The following is a 3,595-nucleotide window of genomic DNA, read 5'->3' on the forward strand; positions in this document are numbered from 1 at the left end:
CGCGGAATTTACTGCGCTGGTGGACTCTGGGTTGAACGAGACGCTCGCAGCCAACAAAGTGGCGCTGTACCAACAAGGCGGTGCACCGTGGATGTCTTGGCCTGGGCTGGCTCGCTACTGGCGAAAGAAATTGAAAGCAATTTAAAAAAGGTCACCTGGGGGCATTAAATCCCCGGTGACCTTTTGACGGAGTGCTTGTCGCCACCAACTCAGCAGCAGCCTCCTTAGAAGTATCAGGATCGCCCTGCGCAAAAGTGGCGGCACCCTTGACCCGCCGTCCTGTCCAGGGCTAACTTTGCTGTGAGTAGAGCAAATCGCCCCCCTGTCCGGCTGCAAACCGGGAGAGTTCATCATGTTGCTGTTATTGCGTCGTTCCTTAGTCTCCCTAGTTACCATTCTGGCCTTGTCTGGACCGCTCGCTTCGCCGGTCGCGGGTGTCGCTCAGCAAGCACCGGCAGAGCTCCAGGCTCTGCACTTCCGCCACATCGGACCAGTAGGCAATCGCATCGCCGCGGTTGCCGGGATCGCTGGTGACCCGCTTACCTACTACGTCGGCGCTGCTACTGGAGGCATCTGGAAAACCGAGGACGGCGGTTTGTTCTGGGAGCCTATTTTCGACGACCAGCCCGATCATGCTATCGGCGCACTTGCCGTAGCGCCGTCCGACCCGCAGATTGTTTGGGCAGGGACTGGCGAGCCTCATATTCGCTCGAATGTTTCTGTCGGTACCGGAGTGTATAAGTCCACTGATGGAGGTCGGACTTGGCAGCACATGAGTATGGGCTCACCGACTCGCACCGCTGCGATCGTGATTCACCCGAATGATCCGAACATCGTCTATATAGCTGCCCTTGGCCACGCTCACGGCGCACAAGATGAACGCGGAATCTTTCGAACAATGGACGGAGGCGATAGCTGGGAGCATGTTCTGTTTGTAGATCGCGACACCGGCGCGTCGAGTCTGATCATGGATCCGAACAACCCCCGCATACTGTTTGCTGGGACCTGGCAGGTTGTCGTCAACACCTGGGGTCGCGAGAGCGGTGGCCCGGGGAGCGGGCTATTTATGTCGCGAGACGGCGGCGATACATGGACGAGGCTGGAAGGCAATGGTCTCCCGACACTCCCAGTCGGAAAGATAGATGTCTGTATGACACCGGCGGACTCCAATCGCATCTATGCGTTGATCGAAACAGGGGATGGTCCGCCATGGCACGGGCAGGAAACTGAGAGCGGTGAGGTATGGCGTTCGGACGATGGTGGCCAAAGCTGGCAAGTTACAAGCCATGACCGTAACTTTGGCGGCCGCACTGCCTACTACAACAATTGCGTTGTATCCCCGGACGATCCTGACGAGGCCTATTTCCTCACGGCTGCCTTCGTCAAATCGATTGATGGCGCGCTCACTGGAGTGTCAATGGACGGGCGCCAGCGACCGGGGGGCGACAACCACGACATGTGGGTCGATCCTACAGACGGCAATCGGATGATCGTGGGAAACGACGGCGGCCTCGCGATTTCCGAGAACCGGGGCCGCACATGGCTACGGGTACAATTGCCGCTCGCCCAGATGTATCACGTTACCGCCGACACCAGCGTTCCGTACAACGTAATGGGTAACCGTCAAGACGGCCCGAGCACACGCGGTCCGAGCAACAGTCTTACCGGTGGCTTCGGTGGCAGCTTCATCCCTCGAGGCATGTGGCACTCTGTCGGGGGTGGTGAGAGCGGTTTCGCGACCCCGGACCCAACTGATGCCAACATCATTTGGTCGAGCGCGTCAGGATCCGGCGCTGTCGGTGGCATCGTCGTCCGTTACGATGAAAGAAATCGCCAGTTTCGTCAGGTCGAGGTGTGGCCGGAGAGCACGATTGGGTGGCCAGCAGCAGAACTCAGGTACCGCTTCCAGTGGACCTTCCCGCTGCTTATTTCGCCGCACGACAACGAGACGATCTACGTCACCAGCCAGCACGTGCATCGCACCACGAACCGTGGGCAGAGCTGGGACGTGATCAGCCCCGACTTGACAACCAATGACAAGAGCCGGCAGGGCGTATCAGGCGGTCTCACGCCCGACAACATCGGTGTCGAGTATTGCTGCGTGATTTACGCATTCGACGAATCTCCGGCTCAGCAAGGTGTTTTCTACGCAGGTTCGAACGACGGACTAGTGCACGTTAGCCGCGACAACGGAGAAACCTGGGTCAACGTCACTGCAAACTTTCCGGACTTGCCTTCCGACGGTGTCGTGCGCGGCATCGATGCTTCCAAATGGGATCCAGGCAAGGCCTATATCGCTGTTGAGCACCACCAGCAGGGCAACTTCCAACCGCATGTCTACAAGACCGAAGACTACGGTGACACTTGGACCAAGATCGTTGACGGAATCGCCGACAGCCCGATGAGCTACGCACGCGACATTCGGGAAGATCCTGTGCGTCCGGGTTTGCTTTACTTGGGAACGGAAAATGCTTTATACGTGTCCTTCGACGACGGTGCCAACTGGCAATCGCTTAACACCGACTTGCCAGCTAGCCCAGTGTATGGCCTCTATGTCCAAGAGCACTTCAATGACCTAGTAGTCGGAACTTATGGGCGCGGCTTCTGGATTCTTGATGACCTGTCGCCGCTTCAGCAACTCACTGAGAGCGTGCGCGGCACAGAAGCACACCTCTTTGAGCCCCGCGACACATACCGTTTCCACAATCGGACTTCAGCGATGACGATGCCGAACGATCCGAGCGCTGGCGAGAACCCGACGTATGGGACCCCGATCAATTACTGGCTTGGCTCTGAGCCTAGTGGCTCGGTAACGATCCGGATCGAGAATTCCAGTGGCGAGACCATTCGCACCCTCTCCGGAACCAGCAAAGTCGGCCTCAACCGTATTCACTGGGACATCCGCTCTGAGCCGAGTACAGAGGTCCGGCTGCGCACCAAACCGCTGTATGCCGACTGGGTCGACCTGGGGCCCGATGGTTGGCGCTCGGGAGGTGGTCAGATCACGATCCTTGAGCCGCCTGGTGAATACACTGTCGTTCTTTCGACCGGTACCACGACGCAATCGCAATCACTGACGGTGATGAAGGATCCCAACTCCGAGGGCAGCGCGGCCGATGTCGCCGAGCAAGTTGCGCTGCTTCGAGTGATGCAAGCTGATGCCGCCGCGGCGGCGGAGACGGCTAACGAGATCGAGTGGGTCCGCAAGCAACTCGATGACCTCGAAGAGTTGCTTGAAGAGCGGGGCGAAACTGAACTCTTGGATGCTTCTGGTGAGCTAATGGGCACGCTGATCGCTGTTGAGGAAAAGCTCGTGCAGTTATGGGAGACGGGCACTGGGCAGGACCAGGTTCGTTGGCCAGTGAAGGCGCTGGGACGCTTGACTTACCTTGCTCGTAATGTGGCTACGTCCGACTTTCCTCCTACGGATCAACAGCGTGCGGTATACGAAATTCTCAAAGAGCGCCTTGAAGCCGCCGCTGAAGAACTCGAAGGACTGAGATTGAATACCTTGCCGGCCTTTAATCGCTTGCTCCAACAACGCGGCCTGTCGCCGGTGAACGGAGGGAGATAGCTGATAACTCCCGTTGATCTG

At 58.2% G+C, this 3,595-nt stretch carries 1 protein-coding gene; it reads left to right on the forward strand.

Going from position 1 to position 3,595, the window contains the following annotated elements; all coding sequences use genetic code 11:
* Positions 1–352: 352 nt before the first annotated feature.
* On the forward strand, positions 353–3,574 hold the full coding sequence (locus tag QGH09_02850; protein HJO17125.1) for a hypothetical protein: 3,222 nt from the start codon (positions 353–355) through the stop codon (positions 3,572–3,574).
* Positions 3,575–3,595 lie beyond the last annotated feature (21 nt).

Source organism: Vicinamibacterales bacterium (genome assembly GCA_036012125.1).
Classification (GTDB): domain Bacteria; phylum Acidobacteriota; class Vicinamibacteria; order Vicinamibacterales; family UBA823; genus UBA11600.

Excerpts from the sequence above, each read along its gene's own strand:
- QGH09_02850 (HJO17125.1), top strand. The coding sequence starts at position 353 with ATGTTGCTGTTATTGCGTCGTTCCTTAGTCTCCCTAGTTACCATTCTG.